The sequence below is a fragment of the Streptomyces sp. NPDC056527 genome (genome assembly GCF_042794475.1).
Taxonomy (GTDB): domain Bacteria; phylum Actinomycetota; class Actinomycetes; order Streptomycetales; family Streptomycetaceae; genus Streptomyces.
In genome coordinates this window covers 1-16,058 of the sequence record NZ_JBHTTQ010000012.1, presented here as the reverse complement: position 1 = coordinate 16,058, position 16,058 = coordinate 1, and the positions used below count along the sequence as shown (strand labels likewise).

Below are 16,058 nucleotides of genomic sequence, written 5' to 3'. Positions count from 1 at the left end.
CAGGTCAGACGATATGACAACGGTGTTCAGTACCGTGTTGCACATACCCCCCACCCGTAGTTCACTTGCGACTCGGGGCAACAAGACGACACGACCGGGAGGCCTTGTCATGGGGGCTGGACACGACCACGGACACAGCCACGGCGGACAGCCGCCCACGGGGACCGCTGCCGCGGCCTACCGGGGCCGGCTGCGGATCGCGCTGGCGATCACACTGTCCGTGATGGTGATCGAGACCGTCGGCGGCATCGCCTCGAACTCGCTGGCGCTGATCGCCGACGCGGCCCACATGGCGACCGACGCGGTCGGCCTGGCGATGGCGCTGCTCGCGATCCACTTCGCCAACCGGCCGCCCACCGAGAACCGCACCTTCGGCTTCGCCCGGGCCGAGATCCTGGCCGCGCTGGCCAACTGCCTGCTGCTGCTCGGCGTCGGCGGCTACGTGCTCTACGAGGCGATCCAGCGGTTCGTCGAACCGACCGAGACCCGGGGCGGCATGACCATCGCGTTCGCGCTGATCGGTCTGGTCGCCAACATGATCTCGCTCTCCCTGCTCGTCCGGGGCCAGAAGGAGAGCCTGAACGTACGCGGCGCCTATCTCGAGGTGCTCGCGGACGCCCTCGGCTCGGTGACGGTGCTGATCTCCGCGGGCATCATCCTCGCGACCGGCTGGCAGTACGCCGACCCGATCGCCTCGATCCTGATCGGCCTGATGATCGTGCCGCGCACGCTCAAGCTGCTGCGGGAGACCCTCGACGTCCTCCTGGAGTCCGCTCCCAAGGGCGTCGACATGGCGGAGGTACGCGCACACATCCTGGCGCTGCCTGGCGTCGAGGACGTCCACGATCTGCACGCCTGGACGATCACCTCGGGGATGCCGGTGCTCTCCGCACACGTGGTGGTGGACCAGGGCGCGCTGGACTCGGTGGGCCACGAGAAGATGCTGCACGACCTCCAGGGCTGCCTGGGCTCCCACTTCGACGTGGAGCACTGCACCTTCCAGCTGGAGCCGGCGGGTCACGCCGAGCACGAGGCGAAACTCTGCCTGTGACCTCGGGAGCGCCTGCTACCGTTGATCGACAGACGTGAGGTGAGAGAGGAGCTGAGGTTGATGACCGTCGCGATGGAGGCTGCCCAGTGCGGCAGCGCCCGGTCCGGCTTCAGCTCCCGGGTCTCCGGCTGACCTGATCTCCCGGTTCTCCGAACCGGTTCGTCACGTCGTCGGCCGGGGCCCCCTCACACAAGGGTTTCCCACGTTGTCCGACAACGATCTCCACACCGCTTTCTTCGCCCTGCACCACGGTCTTCCGCGGCAGGGTCCGGGCTCCGACTCCACCACCCGTCGCCTGCTCGCGCTCTCCGGTCCGCTCCCCGAGCGGCCCCGTGTGCTCGATCTCGGCTGCGGCCCCGGCCGCTCCGCGCTGCTCCTGGCCGCCGAGGCCGGCGCCGAGGTGACGGCCGTGGACCTGCACGAGCCCTTCCTCGACGGGCTGCGACGGACCGCCGACGCCCGCGGGCTCGGCGACTCCGTCCGTACGCTCGTCGCCGACATGGGCGCGCTCCCGTTCCCCGACGGATCCTTCGATCTGGTCTGGGCCGAGAGCTCGGCCTACGTCATCGGCTTCGACACCGCGCTGCGCGAGTGGCGCCGGCTGCTGGCTCCCGGCGGGACCCTCGTCCTCACCGAGTGCGAGTGGACGGTGGACGCACCGAGCCGGGAGGCCCGCGCCTTCTGGGACGGGCACTACCCGCTCCGTACCACCGTCGCCAACACCGCGGCGGCGACCGAGGCCGGCTATCACGTCCTCGGGGTCGTCCCCCAGCCCGAGAGCGACTGGGACGAGTACTACGGCCCGCTCTCGGCGCGGGCCGATGCCGCCGACCCGGCGGCTCCCGGGATGGCCGAGGCCCTCGCCTCGACCCGGGAGGAACTCGCCATGCGCCGTGACCACGGCGGCGAGTACGGCTACACCGGCTTCGTCCTGCGGCCCGCCGACCCCCGGTGGCGTACGCGGGAGGAGACGGCCGCCGACATCCCGCGCGTACGGGAGATCAACGCGGCCGCCTTCGCCACCGCGGACGAGGCCGCGCTGGTCGACGCCCTGCGGGAGGACTCCGGCGCCTGGCTGCCCGGCCTCTCGTACGTCGCCGAGGCGCCCGACGGCACGGTGGCGGGATACGCGCTCGTCACCCGCTGCCACGTCGACGGCGCTCCGGCGGCCGCGCTCGCCCCGGTCGCCGTCGATCCGGCGTACCAGCGGGAGGGTGCCGGCGAGGCCGTGGTCCGGGCCGTGCTCGACGCCGCGCGGCGGCGCGGGGAGCGGCTCGTGCTGGTGCTCGGCCACCCGGAGTACTACCCGCGATTCGGCTTCGTACGGGCGTCTGAATATGGGATCAAGCCAGGTTTCGAGGTTCCGGACGAGGCGATGATGGCGCTGGTCCTCGACGGTTCCGCCCCGGTCACCCGGGGCATGATCCATTATCCGACGGCCTTCGGCGTCTGACGCGTCACCCGCTCCCGCCCCACCGGGTGTACTCCGGTGTGGTGGGAGCGGGCCATGTCCGGCCTCCGAAGTACGGACAAGCCGCTTTTGTGCGGCAGACTGAGGGGGCCCCACCGGGCCGAGGATCGAAGCGAAGGATGGGTATGCCGACCACACCAGCCACCGCCGCACACAGCTCGCCGAACGGCGTCTCTTCGGGCGGCGTCCCGGCGTCGATCATGCTCGAGCTGGTCGACGAGGACGGCACCACCATCGGTACGGCCGAGAAGCTCGCGGCCCACCAGGCACCCGGGCAGCTGCACCGCGCCTTCTCCGTCTTCCTGTTCGACGAGTCCGGCCGGCTGCTGCTCCAGCGCCGCGCGCTGGGCAAGTACCACTCCCCCGGTGTCTGGTCGAACACCTGCTGCGGCCACCCGTACCCCGGCGAGGCGCCGTTCGCGGCCGCCGCCCGGCGCACGTACGAGGAGCTGGGCATCTCGCCCTCGCTGCTCGCCGAGGCGGGCACCGTCCGCTACAACCACCCGGACCCGGCGTCGGGCCTGGTGGAGCAGGAGTACAACCACCTCTTCGTCGGCATGGTGCAGGCCGATCTGCGGCCGGACCCGGAGGAGGTCGAGGAGACCGCCTTCGTGACGGCGGAGGAGCTCGCGAAGCGGCACGCGACCGCGCCGTTCTCCGCCTGGTTCATGACGGTCCTGGACGCGGCCCGTCCGGCCGTCAGGGAGCTGACGGGTCCGTCCGGGGGCTGGTGATCCCGGGCAGGATCGGGGTGCCGGGCGCCGTCGCGGGCGCCCGGGATCCGATCGCAGGCGCCGCCGCGGGCCCCGGCACCTGCGGTGCGAGGGGCAGGGCGGCCCAGATGATCTTGCCGCCGCTCGCGGTGTGCTCCACGTCGCATGCCCCGCCGGACTCCAGCGCGATCTCCCGCACCAGGAGCAGCCCGCGGCCGCCCGTCTGCCCGTAGTCCGCCTCCAGCGCCTTGGGGCGGTACGGATGATTGTCCTCGACGGACACCCTGATCCACTCCGCGCCGATCGCCACCTCCACCGCCACTTCGGGGGACAGCAACGCCGCGTGCTTGACGGCGTTGGTGACCAGCTCCGAGACGATCAGGAGCAGGCCCTGGACCGTGTCGTCGTGAGCCGGCACCCCTTGACGGATCAGCAGGTCCCGAACGGCATGCCGGGCCTGCGGAACGGAGACGTCGACCGCGGGAGCGGTGAAGCGCCAGACCCCTTCGTAGGACGGTGGCCGTGCGGGGACGCTCCCCCGGCTCTCCATAGTCCGGCTCCCACCCTCGTGCTCGATTGTCGCCACGGGATCGAGTCTTGGTAATCCGTAGGTCCGGACCGGCCTACTGACCAGAAGTCGACACTTATCGACCGACTTCTGATCGGGTGAGTATGCCAACGTCAGTTGTTCGACTGCTCCTGATCTTCTTCTGACGACTTCGGAGGCATCTCCTCCGCGGCGGGCGGAGACGTCCGCGGAGGGACATGTGACGGGGCCTGCGAAGAGGCCGCCTCGGGCGCGACCATACCGACGATCCGCCGGCCTCCGACACCGATGGCGATGAGGCCGAGCCCGTCGAAGAGCAGGGCGAGCGAGAAGAAGACCCCGAGGACGTAGCGGCTGCTGTCGGGCCAGTCGAAGAGCACCAGCAGGCCGAGCAGGATCCCGAAGGCCCCCTGGAGGAGCGTCCAGCCCATCTGCGGTCCGCGCACCACCACACTGCCCACCAACCGGAACACCCCGCCGGTCAGGAAGAGCAGCGCCGCGAACATGGTCAGCGCCTCCGCCGAGCCCTCCGGATGACGGATGACGACGACACCGGCCGCGATGTTCAGGGCGGCCACCACCACGGCGAGCCAGAAGTAGCTGGTGCCCCGGGACTCGATGGCGTGCAGCAGACCCACGACACCGCCGATGAGCAGGAGCCAGCCGAAGAGGAGCATCGAGGTGAGAGTGGCGAGGCCGGTGTAGAACAGACCGACGATCCCGGCGAGGGCGAGCAGGAATCCGAGGAAGGTGAGCCAGCCGAAACTGCGGCGCAGCTTCCTGCCCTCGCGTACGGCGTCGTGGGAACCCTGGGCCATGCGGCGCCTCCTCCTCGCACCCCCTTCTTGATCGTACGGTCGGGGTGCCCGGATAGCATCCGGCGCATGGAGCCGCAGCTGAGTGTCAGCGTCGTCGACGAGGTCGCCACCGTCGTCATCTCGAACCCCGCCAAGCGCAACGCGATGACGGCCGCGATGTGGCGGTCCCTGCCCGGGCTCCTCGCCCCGCTCGCGACCGACCCCGAGGTCCGCGTCCTGGTCCTCACCGGTCAGGGCGAGACCTTCTGCGCCGGTGCGGACATCTCGACGCTGCGGGAGCCGGGCGACGAGCAGCAGTCGCTCGCGGTACGGGCCGAGGAGGCGCTCGCCTCCTTCCCGAAGCCGACGCTCGCCGCGGTCCGCGGCTACTGCGTGGGCGGCGGCAGCCAGCTCGCGGCCGCCTGCGACCTGCGGTTCGCGGAGGAAGGCGCGCGGTTCGGGGTCACGCCGTCGAAGCTCGGCATCGTCTACCCGTCCTCCTCGACGCGCCGACTGGCCTCGCTGGTGGGGCCTTCTGCCGCCAAGTACCTGCTCTTCTCAGGCGAGTTGATCGACGCGGAGCGGGCGCTGCGCACCGGCCTGGTGGACGAGGTGCTCCCGGCCGGAGGACTGGACAAGCGGGTGGGCGAGTTCACCCGCGTCCTGGCCTCGCGCTCGCTGCTGACGCAGGCGGCCGCGAAGGAGTTCGCCGACGGCCGCACCGACCGGGACGCGCACTGGGCGGAGGAGGCGCGCGGCAGCGGCGACACCGCGGAGGGGGTCGCCGCCTTCCTGGAGCGCCGGGCGCCCCGCTTCACCTACGGGGTCTGACCAGGAGTCAGCCCTCCTGGGCCAGAACCCTCTCGGCCTCTCCACGCCAGCGCGCGACGATCCCGGCCGGCGCCTTCTCCGGCGAACCCGCGTCGTAGGGCGGCTGCGGGTCGTACTCCGTCAGGAGCTGGATCGTCTGAGCGACCTCGTCACCGGCGATCCGGCCGATCAGGTGGAGCGCCATGTCGATGCCCGAGGACACTCCGGCGGCGGTGACGTACTTCCCGTCGAAGACGACCCGCTCGCCGGTGGGCTCGGCCCCGAACGGCTTCAGCTCGTCGAGCGCGAGCCAGTGGGCGGTGGCCCGGCGGCCGTCGAGCAGGCCCGCGCCGGCGAGGATCAGCGAGCCGGTGCACACGGAGGTGGTCCAGGTGCTGGTGGCGTCGGCCGTACGGGCCCAGGCGAGGATCTCGGGGTCGTGCATCGCCTCGCGGGAGCCCGGCCCGCCGGGGACCAGCACGATGTCCGGGTTCGGGACGTCCGCGAGGGTCTTGTCGGCGACGAGGGCGAGGCTTCCCTGGTCGCCCCGGACCGGGCCGGCCTCCTTGGCGACGAAGACGGTCTCGGCTCCGGGGAGCCGGGCGAGCAGCTCGTAGGGGCCGACGGCGTCGAGCGTGGTGAAGCGGTCGTAGAGCAGGACGGCGATCTGCATGGTGTTCCCCTCGGTGGTCGGTGGTCGGTGGTCGGTGGTTCGTAGTCGGTGGTTCGTAGTCGGTGGCCAGTAGTGGTTCGGTGATCGGTGGTCGGTGATCGTGCGCCGGTCGGTTCGGCGATCGGTGGTTCGGCGGTCGTGCGCCGGTCGGGTCGGTGGGAGGCGGGTCGGTGCGTACGCGTCGGTCACGTGCGGGGGTTTCTGTGCGTCCGTCGCTTCAGCGCGTCGGTGACACGGGTGCGTGGAAGCGGCGGCGGTACTCGGCCGGGGCCGTGTCGAGCGCCTTGACGAAGGCGCGGCGCATGGCCTCGGGGGTGCCGTAGCCGGCTGCCCGGGCGACCTCCTGGACCCCCACGGCGGTCTCTTCCAGGAGCCTGCGCGCGTGCTCGAGCCGGACCCGGTCCACGTACCTGCCCGGAGTCGTGCCGGTCTCCGACTGGAAGGCACGGGCGAAGTGGCGCGGCGACAACCGGGCGCGGGCCGCCAGCGCCTCGACGGAGAGGTCCTCTTCGGGGTGCTCGGTGATCCACTGCTGGAGGTCCCGCAGGGGCGCCCGGCGGGCGGTCTGGGCAGCGAGCTGGGCGCTGAACTGCGCCTGGTTGCCCGGGCGGCGCAGAAAGACGACCAGATGGCGGGCGACGGTCAGCGCCGTGTCGCGGCCCAGGTCCTCCTCGACCAGCGCGAGGGCGAGGTCGATGCCCGCGGTCACGCCGGCCGAGGTGGAGATCCTGCCGTCGCGGACGAAGATGGGCTCCGCCTCCACCTCGACCTCGGGGTAGCAGCGGGCGAGGTGGTCGCATGCGACCCAATGGGTGGTGGCCCGGTGGCCGTCGAGGAGCCCGGCCTCGGCGAGCAGCAGGGCACCGGTGCAGACGGAGACCAGCCGCTCGGCATGCGGGGCGTTCTCGCGCAGCCAGTCGATCAGCCGTGGGTCGGCGTGACGGGTGCCCTCGCCGCCGGGGACGAGCAGGGTGTGCGGGCGGTCCGCGTCGGCGAGCGTCGTGTCCGGGAGCATCCGCAGGCCGCTCTGGGTGCGGACCGGACCCCCGTCGAGCGAGGCGGTCCGGATCGGGTACGCGGCGTCACCGCCGGCGGCGCGTCCGGCCCCGGCGAACACCTCCACCGGCCCGGTGACATCCAGGCTCTGCACGTCGTCGAAGAGGACGACGAGCACGGGTCGCTTCGTCATGCGTTCCATCCTTGGCCGGGCGCGTGATGTCCGCAATGACGAAGACCCCACCTTTCCTGCCATGCGCACGGGCGACCGCGACCGGCGTCCACCCCGGACTTCCGGTCGTACCGACCAGTCGGTAACGTGCCGTCCATGACCTCTCTGCCGCCCCGCGCGGGCCGCCGCTGCCACCACGTGCTCAACCCGATGCACTCCACGGTGTACTTCTCACCGGACCTGGACACCGAGTTCCGAGCCCTCGGCTTCGAGGACACGTCGGCCATGCGGCTCGCCTCGCGCAGCGCCGCGATGGGCGCCGTGGGCGCCGGAACCGTCGCCGCGGCCTTCTACAACTACAACGTCGAGCTGCTGGCCCGGCACCTTCCCGCCGTCTGGGAGATCGCCTCGCCGACGGACGTGGTGGCCGCGCGCCTGCGCGCCGTGGACACCACGATGCGCAGGCTCCTCGGTGAGGAGGCCGTCGCGTCGGCCGAGATGGCGGAGGCCGCCGAGCTCGCCCTGCGCGCCACCGAGGGCTGCACCCGGCATGCCCGGCCGCTCTACTCGGCCCACGCCGACCTGCCGGTCCCGGAGGAGGCGCACCTGCGCTACTGGCATGCCGCGACGCTGCTGCGCGAGCACCGGGGCGACGGCCACCTCGCGGCCCTCCTGAGCGTGGGCCTCGACCCGCTGGAGGCGATGGTCAGCCACACCGCCACGGGCATGGGCATGAACCCGCGCTGGGCCCTGGGCGCCCGGGGCTGGCGGCGCGCCGACTGGGACGCCGCGGCCGAGCGGCTCCGCGAGCGCGGGCTGCTGGACGCGGACGGCGAGCTCACCGCCGAGGGGGTGGCTCTGCGCGACGCGGTGGAGGAGCACACCGACCGCCTGGACGCCGCGCCGTACGAGCACCTGGGCGCGGCGGGCGTCGAGCGCCTGACGGAGCTGGGCAAGGGCTTCCGTAACGCGGCGTTCCTGGCGGGGGCCTTCCCGGCGGACCTCGGCGACAAGGGCTGACGGAACCGCCGCGCGGGCGGGGCGGGTGCGGCGATCCGGTCGGCGACCCGGCACAATGCAGTCGCAAGCTTGAGGCGCGAGAAGGCGAGTCGGGACACCGTGACGACGTCCATCGAAGGCAGGATCGCCGAGGAACTCGGCGTACGCGAGCGACAGGTGAGGGCGGCCGTCGAGCTGCTCGACGGCGGGTCGACCGTGCCGTTCATCGCGCGCTACCGCAAGGAAGCGACCGAGATGCTCGACGACGCGCAGCTGCGCACCCTCGAGGAGCGGCTGCGCTATCTGCGGGAGCTGGAGGACCGGCGGACCGCCATCCTCGAGTCCGTACGGGAGCAGGGCAAGCTGACGGCCGAGGTGGAGGCCCAGATCCGGGCCGCCGACACCAAGGCGCGGCTCGAGGACATCTACCTCCCCTTCAAGCCCAAGCGGCGCACGAAGGCGCAGATCGCCCGTGAGGCCGGTCTGGAGCCGCTGGCGGACGGGCTCCTCGCCGATCCGTCGGTGGAGCCGGCGGCAGCCGCCGCGGCCTTCGTCGACGCCGACAAGGGCGTAGCCGACCCGGCCGCCGCGCTGGAGGGCGCCCGCGCGATCCTCACCGAGAAGTTCTCCGAGGACGCCGACCTCATCGGCGAGCTGCGCGAGCGGATGTGGGGCCGGGGACGGCTTGCCGCCAAGGTGCGCGAGGGCAAGGAGGAGGCGGGCGCGAAGTTCGCCGACTACTTCGACTTCGCCGAGCCGTTCACGGCGCTCCCCTCGCACCGGATCCTCGCGATGCTGCGCGGCGAGAAGGAGGACGTCCTCACGCTGGAGCTGGAGCCGGAGGAGCCGTCCGAGACGCCCGGCCCGACCGCGTACGAGGGCATGGTCGCCTCCCGCTTCGGGGTGGCCGAGCGAGGCCGTCCTGGCGACAAGTGGCTTCAGGACACGGTCCGTTGGGCCTGGCGGACCCGGATCCTGGTCCACCTCGGGATCGATCTGAGGCTTCGGCTGCGGACGGCGGCGGAGGACGAGGCGGTACGGGTCTTCGCGGCGAACCTGCGCGACCTGCTGCTCGCCGCGCCGGCCGGCACGCGCGCCACCCTGGGCCTGGACCCCGGATTCCGTACCGGTGTGAAGGTCGCCGTGGTCGACGCGACGGGCAAGGTCGTCGCCACCGACACGATCTACCCGCACGTCCCCGCGAACAAGTGGGACGAGTCGCTGGCGAAGCTGGCGCGGCTCGCGAAGGAGCACGCGGTCGAGCTGGTCGCCATCGGCAACGGCACGGCCTCCCGCGAGACGGACAAGCTCGCGGCCGAGCTCATCGCCAAGCACCCGGACCTGAAGCTCACCAAGGTCATGGTGTCCGAGGCCGGCGCCTCGGTGTACTCGGCCTCCGCGTTCGCGTCGCAGGAACTGCCCGAGCTGGACGTGTCGTTGCGCGGTGCCGTCTCGATCGCGCGGCGGCTCCAGGACCCGCTGGCCGAGCTGGTGAAGATCGACCCGAAGTCGATCGGGGTCGGGCAGTACCAGCACGACCTGTCCGAGGTGAAGCTCTCGCGTTCCCTGGACGCCGTGGTCGAGGACTGTGTGAACGGCGTCGGTGTCGACGTCAACACCGCGTCCGCGCCGCTGCTTTCGCGGGTGTCGGGGATCGGCGCGGGTCTGGCCGAGAACATCGTGGCGCACCGGGACGCCAATGGTCCCTTCCGGTCGCGGAAGGCGCTCAAGGACGTGGCGCGGCTCGGACCGAAGGCGTACGAGCAGTGCGCGGGCTTCCTGCGGATCCGGGGCGGCGACGACCCGCTGGACGGGTCCTCGGTGCACCCGGAGGCGTACCCGGTGGTGCGGCGCATGGTGAAGACGACGGGCGGCGAGGTCGCGTCGCTGATCGGCAACACGGGTGTGCTGCGGTCGCTGCGGGCGAACGACTTCGTCGACGAGACCTTCGGTCTGCCGACGGTCACGGACATCCTGCGCGAGCTGGAGAAGCCCGGGCGGGACCCGCGGCCGGCGTTCAAGACGGCGACGTTCAAGGAGGGCGTCGAGAAGCTCGGCGACCTGGTGTCGGGGATGGTCCTGGAGGGCGTGGTCACGAACGTGGCGGCGTTCGGGGCGTTCGTGGACATCGGTGTGCACCAGGACGGCCTGGTGCACGTCTCGGCGATGTCGAAGACGTTCGTGAAGGACCCGCGGGACGTGGTGAAGCCGGGTGACGTGGTCCGGGTGAAGGTCCTGGACGTCGACATCCCGCGCAAGCGGATCTCGCTGACGCTGCGGCTCGACGACGAGGCGACCGCGGAGACGGCCGGCGGGGGTGCCCCGAAGCGCGAGCGCGGTGAGCGCGGCGAGCGCGGTGGCCGCCCGCCGCAGCAGCGCCGTGGCGCGGGCGGCGGTGGCGGTGGTGGCGACCGGGGTCGCTCCCAGGCCCCGGCCCCGTCGAACAGCGCGATGGCGGACGCCCTGCGCAAGGCGGGCCTCCTGAACGAGGGCGGCGGCGGCAAGCGACGCGGCCGCTGACACCGGACGGGCCCGGCCTCACGGCCGGGCCCGTTCTCGCACAGGCACCGCGCCGCCCGTCCAGGCACACGCGGCGCTCACCAGCGGTACCAGCGCGCGTTGCCGCGATGGCCGGGAGCCGGCCGGGATGACGCGCGGTCGGCGACTGCCGTGCCGCGCGGGCCGGCGGCCTGCCGCGGGAACCGGCCGGACGACGCGCCGTCGGCGACTGCCGGGACCGCGGGACACCTACGCCGCCAGGGCGCAGGCGGCGCTCACCAGCGGTATCGGCGCGCGGCCGGCGGCCTGCCGGGATCGCGGTTCCCCACGCCCCCGGGGTGCTACGCGTTCGGGAGGAAGCGGAGGGCCCATTCGGCGCGGTTGGCTACCGTCAGGTCGTCGTCCTCCGTCAGCGGCTGGAGCAGGGCGCGGGAGCGTGCCGGGTCGGCCTGGACCAGGTCGACGATCTCCGCCGCCAGGGAGTCCTGGTCGTCGCCGAGGTCGACGGAGGAGGCCCGCAGCAGCGCCGGCAGGGCGTCCGGGCCGCCGATCGCGGCGAGGACGCCGCCCAGCAGCTCGCGGGCGTAGGCGTTCCGCTCGACGAGGGCGCGGTCCAGTTCGGACTGGAGCCGCGGCAGGAGCGCGGCGTCGCCCGAGGCGGCGATCTCGTCCGCGAGGTCGATCGTCTCGTCGACGTCGGCGTCGAGGTCGTCCAGCATCTCGGTGAGCCGGGTCAGCAGGTCGGTCATGGTGCCTCCAGGAATGCGCCGTCCGTCAGGACGGGGACGGTCTCCGAGGTGTCGACCTCGGCGGCCACCGCCACATCCTGCGGATAGCCGTACTCGTACAGTTCACGCCCCGAATCGCAGCGGTGCAGCTCCGCCACGGGATCCTCCGTCGCCTCCCAGAGCGTCGCCGCCGCCCGCGCCTCGGGCGTGAGGGCGTACGAGCCGAGGGCGCAGAGGGCCGACAGCACTCCGCCCGCGCCGAGGAGGTCCTCCAGGGCCGGCCGCAGGGAGCCGTCGGGCCACCGTTCGCCCGAGGCGACGACGGCGAGCGGGAGGGACTCGGAGCCGTACCCGTGCCGGGCGAGCCAGCGGGCGACGGCCGTGCGGTTGCGGAACGAGGCGGCGACCACGGTCGTGTCCCCGGCCCCGGCGGAGATCGTGGAGCCGTTCGGGGACGGCAGGACCAGGCGCGGGGTCGGCGGGGCCGCCCGCAGGGCTGCCGGGGACAGGGTCCACGGCGTCTCCGGCGACGCCTCGCCGCGGCCGACGGCCAGCGCCGCGTCCCGTTCGGTCGCGTAGGTCGCCGCCGTCTCGTCCCTCCAGCGGTACGGGAGGACGGCGGTACCGGCCTCCACCGCGACACCGACCGACGTCGTGAAGGAGAGCACGTCGACGACGACCAGGCATGCCGCGTCCCGGGCGAGGACGGCCGCCTCCGTGGGGCCCCAGCCGAACGCGACACCCATCAGAGCTCGGTCACCTTGCCGTCCGCGACCTCGATACGACGGGTGGTGCGGACCGCGTCCAGCATGCGTCGGTCGTGGGTCACCAGGAGGAGCGTGCCGGTGTAGGAGTCGAGGGCGGACTCCAGCTGTTCGATGGCGACCAGGTCCAGGTGGTTCGTCGGCTCGTCGAGGACGAGCAGGTTGACGCCCCGGCCCTGGAGCAGGGCGAGCGCGGCCCGGGTCCGCTCCCCGGGGGAGAGCGTGGTGGCGGGGCGCAGGACGTGGTCGGCCTTGAGGCCGAACTTCGCCAGCAGGGTCCGCACCTCCGCGGGCTCGGTCTCGGGGACGGCCGCGCAGAACGCGTCGAGCAGCGACTCGGAGCCGTGGAAGAGCTTCCGCGCCTGGTCGACCTCACCGACCACGACACCCGAGCCGAGCACCGCGTCCCCCGCGTCGAGCGGGATCCGGCCGAGGAGCGCGGCGAGCAGCGTCGACTTGCCGGCGCCGTTCGCGCCGGTGATGGCGACGCGGTCGGCCCAGTCGATCTGGAGGGTGGCGGGCCCGAAGCGGAAGTCGCCGCGCCGGACCTCGGCCTCGCGCAGGGTCGCCACGACCGAGCCGGAGCGCGGGGCGGCGGCGATCTCCATCCGCAGCTCCCACTCCTTGCGGGGCTCTTCGACGACGTCGAGCCGCTCGATCATCCGCTGCGTCTGCCGGGCCTTCGCGGCCTGCTTCTCACTGGCCTCGCTGCGGGCGTTGCGGCCGAGCTTGTCGCCGTCCGTGGCCTTGCGGCGCGCGTTCTTCACGCCCTTGTCCATCCAGGACCGCTGCATGTGGCCGCGTGCTTCGAGGGCGGCCTTCCTGCCCGCGTACTCCTCGTAGTCCTCGCGGGCGTGCCGCCGGGCGGTGTCCCGCTCCTCCAGGTACGCCTCGTAGCCGCCGCCGTAGAGGGTGATCTGCTGCTGCGCGAGGTCGAGTTCGAGGACCTTGGTCACCGTGCGGGTGAGGAACTCGCGGTCGTGGCTGATGACGACCGTGCCGGCGCGCAGCCCCTGCACGAACGCTTCGAGCCGCTCGAGGCCGTCGAGATCGAGGTCGTTGGTGGGCTCGTCGAGCAGGAAGACGTCGTAGCGGGAGAGGAGGAGGGAGGCCAGGCCCGCGCGGGCGGCCTGGCCGCCGGAGAGGGAGGTCATCGGCTGGTCGAGGCCGACGGTCAGGCCGAGCGAGTCGGCGACCTCCTCGGCGCGCTCGTCCAGGTCCGCGCCGCCGAGGTCGAGCCAGCGCTCCAGGCTGACGGCGTACGCGTCGTCGGCGCCGGGCGTCCCGTCGACGAGGCCCTGGGTGGCCTCGTCCATGGCGGCCTGTGCCGCGGCCACACCCGTGCGGCGGGCCAGGAACTCCCGTACCGTCTCGCCCTCGCGCCGCTCCGGCTCCTGCGGGAGGTGGCCGACGGTGGCCGTGGGCGGGGAGAGCTTCAGCTCACCGTCCTCGGGGGTGTCGAGCCCGGCGAGCAGCCGCAGCAGGGTCGACTTGCCGGCGCCGTTGACACCGACGAGGCCGATGACGTCGCCGGGGGCGACGACGAGGTCGAGGCCGGCGAAGAGGGAGCGTTCGCCGTGGCCGGCGGCGAGGTCCTTGGCGACGAGGGTTGCAGTCATCAGGAGATGAATCCTAGGTCAGGCCCGCCGGTGGGTCCGTAGGGGTCGGTGCCCGGCCGGCCAGCGGACGACCGGGGCCACCAGCTCGCTGCCGGTGGTGCGTGCCACCACGAAGGACTGCCCCTTGATCGCCTTGGCGTCGAGCGGGATCCGGTGGGTGCCGGGCTCCAGCACGTCGTCGAGGAGCAGCTTCTCGTGGGTGCGGTAGAGGCGGTCGAGGCGGTAGGCCACGAGCTGGACGCCGACCGCGGAGCTGACCTCGACGGTGGCCTCGGCCGCCGTGGCGGCCAGGGCGGTGACGCGCCGCCGCTCCGGCGGGGTGGGGTCGAGGGCGGTGACGATCTGGGCGACGAGGACGGGGATGACGGGGGCGAGTCCGTCGACGTACGCCACGTCGGCGCCGGCGCGGCCGAAGGATGCGCGGATCCGGGCCCGTACCTCGTCGGTGACGGCCCGGCCGAAGGCGACGGCGCCGTAGCCGCGCAGCTCGTCGTCGGTGACCCCGTCGGTGTCCTGGACGATGTCGGCGCCGATTCCGATGGTGCGCAGGGCGGCGGCGAGCTTGCCGAGGACGGCCGCTCGGGCGCCGATGAGGAGGACACGGCGGTGGGACGGCGCGGCCGTGTCGTCCTCGTCGTCGCGAAGGAGCCGCTCCAGCTCGGCGCGGTACAGGTCGCCGCGGAAGCGGTACGGGCCGATCCCCTGGTAGCCGTTGAAGTCGAGGTCGGCGCTGTCGTCGGTCTGCCAGGCGAAGTCGCGCCACACGATGTCCTCGCCGTCGCGCTCGATGACGGCGGTGACCGCCCCGCATCCGAGGTCGTCGCACTCGGGGCAGCCGTAGATCACATGGCGACCGCCCTCCAGCGGCGCCTCGGCCTCGAGGAGGAGCCCTCGGACGCTGTCGGTCAGGATCGCGGGCGGGATATCGGAGGCGAGGGGCGAGACGGCGTCGAGGTCGGCGAGGCGGAAGAGCAGCGGCCGCCCGTCGACGACGAAGTCCAGGAAGTCCCGGTGCATGCGGTGGCTGCCGCCCGGGGAGACGGCACCGGTGCGTATCGCGGGGGCGAGGGCGAAGGACGCGTACTCGACAGACATGTTCGGAAGTATTCCCCGGCGCCGGGCAATCCGTGCATGGTCCGTCGACCCTGGCCTTTCGGCGCGGGGTCCGTCCGCACGTGGTCCGGGTACCTTCCGCTCATGAGCGAACAGATGATCGTGGTCGGTGGCGGCGTCATCGGTCTGACGACGGCTCTGACCCTGGCGGAGCGCGGGCTGCGGGTGCGGGTCTGGTCGCGGGACACGGCGGCCGGCACGACGTCCGCGGTGGCGGGCGCGCTGTGGTGGCCGTACCGGATCGAGCCGGAGGCGGAGACCGGTGCCTGGGCGCTGGACTCGCTGAGGATGTACGAGAAGCTGGCGGACGATCCTGGGCGCACGGGTGTCCGGCTGGTGCCCGGTGTGCACGCCGACACGGTCCTCGGGAAGCTGGGCGACTGGGCGCGGGAGGTCTCCGGGCTGCGGCAGTTGGCGGCCGGGGAGGTGCCGGGGCCGTACGAGGTGGGGCTGGCGGCGCGACTGCCGCTGATCGACATGCCGGTCCATCTGGAGTGGCTGCGGTCCCGGTTCGAGGCGGCGGGCGGGGTGGTGGAGCGGCGGACGGTGACCGGGTTCGCCGAAGTGGCGGAGCGGGGGCGTGTGGTGGTCGACTGCGCGGGGCTCGGTGCGCGGGAGCTCGCCCCGGACGCGCGACTGCGGCCGGTGCGCGGGCAGTTGGTGCTGGTGGAGAACCCGGGGATCGAGGAGTGGTTCACGGCGGCCGACTCGGCGTCGAGCGAAACGACGTACTTCTTCCCGCAGCCGGGGCGGCTGGTCCTGGGCGGGACCGCGCAGGAGGGTGACGAGCGGCTCGCCCCGGATCCCGCGACCGCGGCGGCGATCGTGGCGCGGTGCGCGCGGGTACGGCCCGAGATCGCGGGCGCCCGGGCGCTGGGTCACCGGGTCGGGCTGCGGCCGGCCCGGTCGGGCGGGGTGCGGCTCGCCGTGGAGCGGTTGCCGGGCGGCGGGCGGCTCGTCCACAACTACGGGCACGGAGGCGCGGGGGTGACGGTCGCCTGGGGCTGTGCCCGGAGAGCGGCCGATCTGGCCGTCGGCTGACGACCGGTGAGCTCCGGTGAGCCGCGGAAAGGCCGAGGCTCCTGCTCGATCGGACGATCGAGCAG

General features: G+C 72.9%; 15 protein-coding genes. 7 read left to right on the top strand and 8 right to left on the bottom strand.

The features are described from left to right. Positions 1–109: 109 nt before the first annotated feature. The 3 genes from ACFQ7Q_RS09335 to idi all read left to right on the top strand — a co-directional run bounded on the left by ACFQ7Q_RS09335 (position 110) and on the right by idi (position 3,256). A complete protein-coding gene (locus ACFQ7Q_RS09335; RefSeq protein ID WP_383551671.1) occupies positions 110–1,051 on the top strand; it encodes a cation diffusion facilitator family transporter in 942 nt (313 codons plus the stop codon). 205 nt (positions 1,052–1,256) lie between these two features. Then, positions 1,257–2,504, top strand: coding sequence for a GNAT family N-acetyltransferase (locus ACFQ7Q_RS09330; protein WP_383551669.1), 1,248 nt, complete (start codon positions 1,257–1,259; stop codon positions 2,502–2,504). A gap of 143 nt (positions 2,505–2,647) precedes the next feature. After that, positions 2,648–3,256 (top strand): isopentenyl-diphosphate Delta-isomerase, encoded by a 609-nt coding sequence (gene idi / locus ACFQ7Q_RS09325; protein ID WP_383551667.1) that lies wholly within the window; start codon positions 2,648–2,650, stop codon positions 3,254–3,256. On the opposite strand, the gene ACFQ7Q_RS09320 is transcribed toward idi, so the two are convergent. Both ACFQ7Q_RS09320 and ACFQ7Q_RS09315 read right to left on the bottom strand, forming a co-directional pair. Then, entirely contained in the window at positions 3,222–3,785 is a 564-nt protein-coding gene (locus ACFQ7Q_RS09320; RefSeq protein WP_383551665.1) for an ATP-binding protein, read from the bottom strand. The two genes, idi and ACFQ7Q_RS09320, sit on opposite strands and share 35 nt — an antisense overlap. A gap of 131 nt (positions 3,786–3,916) precedes the next feature. Beyond that, positions 3,917–4,600: an HdeD family acid-resistance protein gene (locus ACFQ7Q_RS09315; protein WP_383551663.1), complete on the bottom strand. Its 684-nt coding sequence runs from the start codon at positions 4,598–4,600 to the stop codon at positions 3,917–3,919. 66 nt (positions 4,601–4,666) lie between these two features. On the opposite strand from ACFQ7Q_RS09315, the gene ACFQ7Q_RS09310 reads away from it, so the two are divergent. Beyond that, positions 4,667–5,410, top strand: coding sequence for an enoyl-CoA hydratase/isomerase family protein (locus ACFQ7Q_RS09310; RefSeq protein WP_383551661.1), 744 nt, complete (start codon positions 4,667–4,669; stop codon positions 5,408–5,410). 7 nt (positions 5,411–5,417) lie between these two features. On the opposite strand, the gene ACFQ7Q_RS09305 is transcribed toward ACFQ7Q_RS09310, so the two are convergent. Then, positions 5,418–6,062: a DJ-1/PfpI family protein gene (locus ACFQ7Q_RS09305; protein WP_383551659.1), complete on the bottom strand. Its 645-nt coding sequence runs from the start codon at positions 6,060–6,062 to the stop codon at positions 5,418–5,420. Between the two features lie 217 nt (positions 6,063–6,279). Then, positions 6,280–7,251, bottom strand: coding sequence for a GlxA family transcriptional regulator (locus ACFQ7Q_RS09300; RefSeq protein WP_383551657.1), 972 nt, complete (start codon positions 7,249–7,251; stop codon positions 6,280–6,282). Between the two features lie 135 nt (positions 7,252–7,386). Between ACFQ7Q_RS09300 and ACFQ7Q_RS09295 the strand changes: the two genes are divergently transcribed. Then, on the top strand, positions 7,387–8,250 hold the full coding sequence (locus tag ACFQ7Q_RS09295; RefSeq protein WP_383551655.1) for a hypothetical protein: 864 nt from the start codon (positions 7,387–7,389) through the stop codon (positions 8,248–8,250). A 99-nt stretch (positions 8,251–8,349) separates the two neighbouring features. Further along, entirely contained in the window at positions 8,350–10,749 is a 2,400-nt protein-coding gene (locus ACFQ7Q_RS09290; protein WP_383551653.1) for a Tex family protein, read from the top strand. A 320-nt stretch (positions 10,750–11,069) separates the two neighbouring features. Here the strand turns inward: ACFQ7Q_RS09290 and ACFQ7Q_RS09285 are convergent, their stop codons facing one another. Genes ACFQ7Q_RS09285 through ACFQ7Q_RS09270 form a run of 4 tightly spaced genes read right to left on the bottom strand, consistent with a single transcriptional unit; the run spans position 11,070 to position 14,934 of the window. After that, a complete protein-coding gene (locus ACFQ7Q_RS09285) occupies positions 11,070–11,477 on the bottom strand; it encodes a hypothetical protein (RefSeq protein ID WP_383551651.1) in 408 nt (135 codons plus the stop codon). Further along, positions 11,474–12,202: a 2-phosphosulfolactate phosphatase gene (locus ACFQ7Q_RS09280; protein WP_383551649.1), complete on the bottom strand. Its 729-nt coding sequence runs from the start codon at positions 12,200–12,202 to the stop codon at positions 11,474–11,476. Before ACFQ7Q_RS09280 ends, ACFQ7Q_RS09285 begins: the two co-directional genes overlap by 4 nt. Further along, positions 12,202–13,839 carry an ABC-F family ATP-binding cassette domain-containing protein gene (locus ACFQ7Q_RS09275; RefSeq protein ID WP_383551647.1) on the bottom strand — a complete coding sequence of 546 codons (1,638 nt, stop codon included), beginning with the start codon at positions 13,837–13,839 and terminating at the stop codon, positions 12,202–12,204. The genes ACFQ7Q_RS09280 and ACFQ7Q_RS09275 overlap by 1 nt, the downstream gene beginning before the upstream one ends. Positions 13,840–13,857: 18 nt before the next feature. Beyond that, entirely contained in the window at positions 13,858–14,934 is a 1,077-nt protein-coding gene (locus ACFQ7Q_RS09270) for an oxidoreductase (protein ID WP_383551645.1), read from the bottom strand. Positions 14,935–15,036: 102 nt separating this feature from the next. On the opposite strand from ACFQ7Q_RS09270, the gene ACFQ7Q_RS09265 reads away from it, so the two are divergent. Further along, positions 15,037–15,993, top strand: a complete 957-nt coding sequence (locus tag ACFQ7Q_RS09265) for an NAD(P)/FAD-dependent oxidoreductase (protein WP_383551643.1) — start codon at positions 15,037–15,039, stop codon at positions 15,991–15,993. Positions 15,994–16,058 lie beyond the last annotated feature (65 nt).